Origin of the sequence: Haloarcula amylovorans (genome assembly GCF_004681185.1) — an archaeon.
GTDB lineage: Archaea > Halobacteriota > Halobacteria > Halobacteriales > Haloarculaceae > Haloarcula > Haloarcula amylovorans.
Genome location: NZ_SRIF01000002.1, coordinates 1,428,273 through 1,435,272 on the forward strand (window position 1 = coordinate 1,428,273; position 7,000 = coordinate 1,435,272).

7 protein-coding genes and 1 rRNA gene are annotated in these 7,000 nt (G+C 63.4%); 6 read left to right on the top strand and 2 right to left on the bottom strand.

Annotated elements, in window-relative coordinates:
• Nucleotides 1-71 precede the first annotated feature (71 nt).
• Nucleotides 72-1,496, top strand: a complete 1,425-nt coding sequence (locus E4S61_RS14595) for an FAD-dependent oxidoreductase (RefSeq protein ID WP_135304653.1) — start codon at nucleotides 72-74, stop codon at nucleotides 1,494-1,496.
• Between the two features lie 15 nt (nucleotides 1,497-1,511).
• Here E4S61_RS14595 and E4S61_RS14600 read toward each other — a convergent pair whose 3' ends face one another.
• A complete protein-coding gene (locus E4S61_RS14600; RefSeq protein WP_135304654.1) occupies nucleotides 1,512-2,732 on the bottom strand; it encodes an iron-containing alcohol dehydrogenase family protein in 1,221 nt (406 codons plus the stop codon).
• 9 nt (nucleotides 2,733-2,741) lie between these two features.
• Nucleotides 2,742-3,698, bottom strand: coding sequence for a ring-cleaving dioxygenase (locus E4S61_RS14605; RefSeq protein WP_135304655.1), 957 nt, complete (start codon nucleotides 3,696-3,698; stop codon nucleotides 2,742-2,744).
• A 124-nt stretch (nucleotides 3,699-3,822) separates the two neighbouring features.
• Here E4S61_RS14605 and E4S61_RS14610 point away from each other — a divergent pair, with 124 nt between their 5' ends.
• From E4S61_RS14610 to E4S61_RS14630, 5 genes are all read left to right on the top strand, one after another.
• Entirely contained in the window at nucleotides 3,823-4,020 is a 198-nt protein-coding gene (locus E4S61_RS14610; protein ID WP_135304656.1) for a hypothetical protein, read from the top strand.
• Complete coding sequence (locus E4S61_RS14615; protein ID WP_135304657.1) at nucleotides 4,017-4,865, top strand: BKACE family enzyme; 849 nt, start codon at nucleotides 4,017-4,019, stop codon at nucleotides 4,863-4,865. The genes E4S61_RS14610 and E4S61_RS14615 overlap by 4 nt, the downstream gene beginning before the upstream one ends.
• Before the next feature lie 751 nt (nucleotides 4,866-5,616).
• Nucleotides 5,617-5,853 carry a UPF0058 family protein gene (locus tag E4S61_RS14620; RefSeq protein ID WP_135304658.1) on the top strand — a complete coding sequence of 79 codons (237 nt, stop codon included), beginning with the start codon at nucleotides 5,617-5,619 and terminating at the stop codon, nucleotides 5,851-5,853.
• Nucleotides 5,854-5,976: 123 nt separating this feature from the next.
• Nucleotides 5,977-6,273, top strand: a complete 297-nt coding sequence (locus E4S61_RS14625; RefSeq protein WP_135304659.1) for a translation initiation factor eIF-1A — start codon at nucleotides 5,977-5,979, stop codon at nucleotides 6,271-6,273.
• A 553-nt stretch (nucleotides 6,274-6,826) separates the two neighbouring features.
• A 16S ribosomal RNA gene (locus E4S61_RS14630) occupies nucleotides 6,827-7,000 on the top strand; the annotation flags it as partial.

Consider the following 7,000-nt stretch of genomic DNA (forward strand, 5'->3'; position numbering starts at 1 on the left):
TTCCCGGGGCAACGACAGTCGTCCCCCGGTTCCGCTCAAGAGTTACGTAGGTGGCGAGCGACGGTCTTCGCATGTCCGACCCGTTCGTGATCATCGGCGGCGACGCCGCCGGCCTCAGCGCCGCCAGTAAGTTCGCCCGCGAGAACCCAGACGGCGACGTCGTCGTCTTCGAGCGGGGACGGTGGATATCGTACGCGCACTGCGGAACACCGTACTACGTGAAAGGCGAGGTCGACCGACTCACCGACCTCCTCTCGCTGTCGCCCGAAGCGGCCGAAGAGCGTGGTATCGACCTCCGCCGGGAACACGAGGTCGTCGCCATCGATACCGACGCACAGACCGTCACCGTAGAGAGCAGTGGCGACGGCGAATCGTTCGAGCAACCCTACGGCAACCTGCTCGTCGGAACTGGCGCACACGCCATCACCGACCCGATACCGGGCAGTCGACGCGACATGGCCTTCACGATGCACGGGCTGGACTCGGCGGCCGCGGTGCGCGCGGCGTTGTCGCCTTCCGACGAGGCGGCCGTCGACACCGACATCGAGTACGTCGACGCCGACCTCGTCGAGAAATACGCCGACCGGGAGCCACCAGAACGGGTCGCCGTCGTCGGCGGCGGCTACGTCGGGATCGAGATGGCCGAGGCGTTCCACGCTCACGGCCTGGAGACCCACCTCTTTCAGCGCTCGTCGCACCTCTTACCACCGTTCGGCGAAGCGGTCGGTGAGCGAGTAGCCGACCACCTCCGCGAGCGGGGCATCGAACTCCACCTCGACACCGCCGTCTCTGAACTCGCTGGCGGGGACAGCGTCGAGACCGTCGTCCACGAGGACGGACGAGTCTCGGTGGGCCTCGCACTCGTCGGCGTCGGCATCGAACCGAACACGGACCTGCTCTCCGAGACGCCGGTCGAACTGGGCGAGTCGGGAGCCGTCGCCGTGGACGAGTATGGCCGGACGACCGCCGAGAACGTCTACGCCGCGGGCGACTGTGCCGAGGACCGCCACGCCGTCACCGGCGAACCGACGTGGGTGCCGCTGGGACTGACCGCCAACCGCGCCGGACGGGCCATCGGGCAGACGGTCGCCAGCGACCCGGAACCGGTCGGCGACGTGGCGGGAACGGCCGTCGTCAAAGCGCTCGAACTGGAGTGTGGCCGCGTCGGGTTCGTCGGCGACGAGTCGGCTCGCGACGCCGGTTTCGAACCGGTCACGACGACGATTACCGCTGGATCTCGCTCGGGGTACTACCCGGGCGGCGACGAGACGACGGTGACGTTGACAGCCGACCGGGGAACAGGAAGGCTTCTCGGAGGTGCTATCGTCGGCCGTGACCGAGCGGCCATCCGCATCGACACGCTGTCGACGGCGCTCGAATCCAACCTCACGGTCGCGGAACTCGAACGGCTGGATCTCGCCTACGCGCCGCCCTTTAGCCCCGTCTGGGACCCCGTCCTCGTCGCGGCGAAGGTCCTGCGCGGTGAACTGGACTGAACGCGAGTGCGCAGGCTACCACGCGGCGTCCAATACCGCTTCGATGTCCTCAGGGGTCGGGTCTAACGCCGGCGGTGCGTTCGCCATGAACGAGTCTGACAGGACGGCCTCGGCGACCGCCGGGAATTCGTCGCGGGACGGCCCGTCGACGTCGCGGATGCGCGTCGGGAGGTCCAACGCCGCGGCGACGTCGGCGACTGCCTCGACGACGGCGGTCGCCGGGTCCTCGGCGTCGGCTACGCCGAACGCGTCCGCGAGCAGCGCTCGCCTGCCGTCGACGCGGTCGAAGAGGTAGTCGAGCGCGTGTGGAGCGACGATGGCGTGGGCGGCTCCCTGTTGCACCCCGTACGTGCGCGTGAGGCCGTGCCCGAAGGAATGGAGTAGCGAGAGCGTCGTTCCCTCGGATCGGGAGATGCCGTACTGGACGAGCACCAACCCGCGAGCCAGCGTCTGGTACACCCAGTCGTCGTCTCGGCCGTCGCCGAATGCGAGCAGCCCCTCCTGCAGCAAGGAGAGTCCTCGCATCGCCGTCGCGTCGGTGACTGGTGTCGCGTTACGGGCATACAGCGTCTCGACGCCCTTATCTAAGCCGTTCATTGCAGACCCGGCGAGGACACTCCGGGGCGTCGTGGCGATCAGCTCCGGATCGTAACACACTGCGGCGGGCATCAGCCCCGGGTCGGAGATACCGCCGTTCGCCGCCGATTCGACGGGACAGGTTTCCGGGTCAGCGGAGACGCCCGCGACCATCGTGAGGTCCGCTCCGGCGAGCGTCGTCGGGATTGCGATGATAGGCGGGAGACCGCTATCGGGAACCGTGATCGTGCCCGTCTCGACGAGTTCCGCTCCGAGCGCTTCTGGTTCGCGCTCGCTCGCTACTAACACCGCGAGGACCTTCGCCACGTCGAGGCTACTGCCGCCGCCGACGCTGACGATCGCGTCCGCGCCACTCTCTCGAAACGCCCCCAACGCGTCGATAGCGGTCCCGAGACGCTTCGCTGGCGTCGTCTCGGCGAACACGCTGGCGAGTCGGTCACCGAGCCCCGTTTCGATGGGATCCATCACCGCTGCCGTCTCGCCGACGGTCGATCCGGTGACGACGAGGGCTCGGCCCCCGTCGTGGGCGGTTAGTTCCGAATCGAGGTCGGCGACGCAGTTTGGCCCGTAGCGGAGTGCGGCCGGGTCGTACTCGAAGTGGAACGGCTCGCCGGGATTGTCAGGAGTTACGTCGGTCATTCTGCCGACTCACTCCCCCTCGGGAATCGTCGGTCCGTCGAAGTCCGGGAGTTGCCGTTCGATGGTCTCTCGCTCGTCTTCTACCCACTCCGGGAGCGCGAGCGAGGAGCCGAGTTCGTCGACGGACTCGTCGACGGTGAACCCCGGTTCCATCGTCGAGATCTCGAAGAGGATGCCGTTCGGCTCGCGAGCGTACAGCGCGTGGAAGTATACCCGGTCGATGACTTCGCTCGGGCGCAACCCCCGTTCGAGGTACTCATCGCGGAACACCTCCAGTACCTCGACGCCCTCGGCTCTGAACGCGACGTGATGGACCGTTCCAACGCCCATCTGTCCGTACTCGTCGTCGGTCTCGACGAGGTCGATCACCGAGCCGAACCCGCCGGCAGCGCTTCGGTATCGGTGGCGGTTGCCCTCGGTCGCCTCGTGTTCGTAGCCGAACACTTCGGTGAGCAGCTCCGCGGTCGGCTTGACCGAGGGAACGGCGAGCGTGACGCTGTAAAACCCCCGGAGCTGTTTGTCCTCGGGTACTGGGCTGTCGGCCCACGGGACCGCGTCGGTTTCGGCGTCCGCCGCGACCAGTTCGAGACCGATGCCGTCGGGATCCTCGAACTGCAGGACTGTCTCGTCGAACCGCTCGGTCCGCTCGATCGTGACGCCGTGTGAGTCGAGGCGTTCGGTCCAGTATTCGACCGAGTCCTCGGGGATGAGATACGCGGTATCCTGCGTCTGGCCCGCGCCGAAGTGGCCGTCCCGTCCCTGATTCGTCCACGGGAAAAACGTGATGTTGGTCCCGGGCGTCCCCTCACCGTCACCGAAGTAGAAGTGGTACGTGCCGGTGTCGTCGTGGTTGACCGTCTTCTTGACGAACCGAAGCCCCAGCGTCCCGACGTAGAAGTCGGCGTTTCGCTGCGGGTCGCCGGCGATGGCCGTGACGTGATGAAGCCCGGATATGTCGGGTGCCATACGATCGGTTACGGCGTCGTGGTTTGTGTCCCTTTCCTCACCCCCATGTCACCCGGGGACGCAGGTGTAACTACGTCACCAGAGGCAAGTGAACCGTTAACACGAACGCGCCGGTATCTGCGCTATGACCTGTCCGCAGCTGGTGTACCGCGAGCGAGACGGTGACCAGTCCTTCGACACGGCCCGTGCGTTCTGTACCATCGTCGACGAGTTTGTCCAGCCGATGCGCGCCGACATCTGTAACGACCGGTACGCGCTCGACCACGAACGGGACTGTGAGATATATTGCGCGTACACTGAATCCGGCGGTGAGGGGGAGTGACCTACGAGGCGTACCTCGACGGCGACCCGGTCATCGTCACGGCGGCGCTGACCGGCGGCGTCCACGGGAAGGAGACCAACCCGAACATCCCCGAGACACCCGAGGAAATCGGGCGGGCGGCGGGGGCAGTCGAGGCCGCCGGCGCGTCGGTCGTCCACCTTCACGCTCGCCAGCAGAACGGGGAACGCAGTTTCGAGACCGAGCGTTTTCAGGAGATTGACGACGCGGTTCGCCGGCACACCGACGATATCATTGTTCAGCACTCGACGGGCGGGACCGGTGCGCCCGACGCCGACCGGCACCTCCCCCTTCGGACCGACCCGCCGCCGGAGATGGCCTCGCTCGACATGGGGCCGTTGAACCGCTACGATCTCCTCACCAGCGAGAACACCCGCGGACTGGTGGACTCGCTGCACGCAGAGATGGTCGAGCGCGGTATCAAACCGGAACTGGAGGTGTTCAACGACGGCCATCGAAACGAACTCCACGGGTTACTCGACCGCCGAGACCTCGCCGACCCGGTCTACGCGACGCTCATCTTCGGACCGGGAACGCTCACGCGCCCGCGCCCGGAGAACTTTCTCACTGCGACCGGGGACCTGCCCGATGGTACGCTGTTCAACACGCTTGGGTTCGGACGACACCAACTACCGTTTGCGGTGATGGGGCTCTTGTTCGGTGGACACGTTCGTGTTGGGCTCGAAGACAACGTCTACTATCGCCGCGGTGAACCAGCCGAGAGCAACGCACAACTCGTCGAACGGGTCGTCCGTCTCGCCGAGGAACTCGGCCGCCCGCTCGCGACCACCGACGAATCCCGCTCGATACTCGGGCTGAACGGGTAAGTCCCAGACTTGGCGTCACTACCGACGAGTGGCTGCAGGGGACAGGACTTACGGCTCGACAGGCCTAACCGATGGTATGGGCGAACTGCGTTGCAGGCGCTGTGACGAACCGCTAGCGACCGGTCTCGTAGCGACTGGGCAGCGACACTGCTGTCTCAACGCTACGCCGATTGCCGGTGCCTGTCCCACGCACGGCCCGGTTGCGCCATACGATGCGGTCGAAAAATAGCGGGCTGCGATTCAGCCTATCGTAGAAAACGAGTAGCTTACGCGACGATACTCGCAGCGGCGATGAACGACCATCGCGTTCCGCTCTCCGTCTCGCGCTCTTTCGATGCCGCTTTCGTCTCGTTTCGAGGGTGTTTCCAGTTCATGGTATCTACCCATTTGCGCTCGATGCTGAAAAGTATTTGCATATTGATACTTTGTCGTGGTCGTTTATGCACAACGTGTGTACTGAGAACGGGAGAGATACGAACGCAACCGGACGAAAAATCCTGTATGTCGGCTTGTCTCCACCATCATGAGAGCAAACGTATTCAACACCGAACCAGTGAAGGTTCGTAGAAGATGACACTGAGATGCACACAATATGCCTCGAATCTTCGGTTTTCCGCTCTCGGCGTCGTCACCGGTCAGTGAAGATACACACAAAGTAGCGGAATAGCGCTCCAGAGCGCCACTCGGGTTCATCTTGGTAACAAGTGGCAAGATAATACTATAACCCCTCGTCTATTAGCCCGTACTATCCATGAAGAAGCAGGAGCTCATCCACCTTCACAGCCTGCTCGCACAGGTACAGCACAGCTACGAAGCCGACACAGGCTCGGACGTGGAACACGACGAGTACGCCGAACTCGGTGTCAAACCGACCTCGATTCACAAGTCGAAAACCGACCACAAAGACGCCGTCTTCGCTCTCGCAGACGGACTCACGTCGGATATGGCCGCCGAAAGCGACGAACCGCTCACGCTCACCGCCGACTGAGCATTCTCAAGTAGATCCCGCAGACATCCTTCATACCCGGTAGCACCTGCTATTTTCGCCTCGCGTGGTACACGGTATCGGAACTCTCAGTTCACTTATACGGTTCGGAACCATAGTTTACCTGTGAGCGAAGATACAGGGCGACGGAATCTCCGTATGCCTACAGACGACGAACTGTTCGCGGTCGTAACTGAACACCTCGGTGGAAACCACGTCCGCATCCGCTGTGAGGACGGCGAAACCCGCCTCGGACGCATCCCCGGTCGGATGAAGTTCCGAACGTGGATCGAACAAGACGACATCGTCCTCGCCGAACCGTGGGACTGGCAGGACGAGAAAGCCAACATCGAGTGGCGATACAAGGGCCAGGACGCGGACCAGCTCCGCGCCGAAGGCCACATCGACTCCCTGACCGCCTGATCGACCTATTTTGCAGTCACGCGTCGTAGTCTCGTAGCGACTGGTTCCGCCAGCAGTGACACACGACTTGTCGTTCTCGATGTCCCGCTTGCGACGTGCGAGCGTGCCGTGTACGTAGCTCTCCAGAGAGATACGATCGCTCTGTAGGTCCGCTCGTCACTGAACCACGTCTTGTCAAAAGTCAGTATAATTCATATCGGTTATTACTTTCTATCAGATACCGACGCTGCATGGCGATTTCGCGTGTGATGACTTCACGTTACGTATGCGGCATGTGGGGTCTGCACAGAGCGGGTTCGAGACGAGTCATTTATATGTCCCCCTCCCATCGAATGAAATGCGAAGGTCGCCCCGGGCCGCCCGGGACGACACGGCCCGCCGCGATCGTGCGGCGAGCCACTAACCCATGAGGATTCCACCCCTGCGGTCCGCCGTCAAGATGGAATCTGATGTGAGCCCACGGACCCATACAGTAGTCACCATCGACGTAGGAGTCGATGGGTTACGCTTCCGACGGAGTGCAACCACTTCCGCCGCTGATGTATATCAGCACATTCCGGTTGATCCTGCCGGAGGCCATTGCTATCGGAGTCCGATTTAGCCATGCTAGTCGCGCGGGTTTAGACCCGCGGCATATAGCTCAGTAACACGTGGCCAAACTACCCTACAGACCGCGATAACCTCGGGAAACTGAGGCCAATAGCGGATACAGCTCTCATGCTGGAGT

Bases quoted from the DNA above. Each gene is read 5' to 3' on its own strand.
- E4S61_RS14595 (WP_135304653.1), top strand. From the start codon at position 72: ATGTCCGACCCGTTCGTGATCATCGGCGGCGACGCCGCCGGCCTCAGC.
- E4S61_RS14600 (WP_135304654.1), bottom strand. From the start codon at position 2,732: ATGACCGACGTAACTCCTGACAATCCCGGCGAGCCGTTCCACTTCGAG.
- E4S61_RS14605 (WP_135304655.1), bottom strand. From the start codon at position 3,698: ATGGCACCCGACATATCCGGGCTTCATCACGTCACGGCCATCGCCGGC.
- E4S61_RS14610 (WP_135304656.1), top strand. From the start codon at position 3,823: ATGACCTGTCCGCAGCTGGTGTACCGCGAGCGAGACGGTGACCAGTCC.
- E4S61_RS14620 (WP_135304658.1), top strand. From the start codon at position 5,617: ATGAAGAAGCAGGAGCTCATCCACCTTCACAGCCTGCTCGCACAGGTA.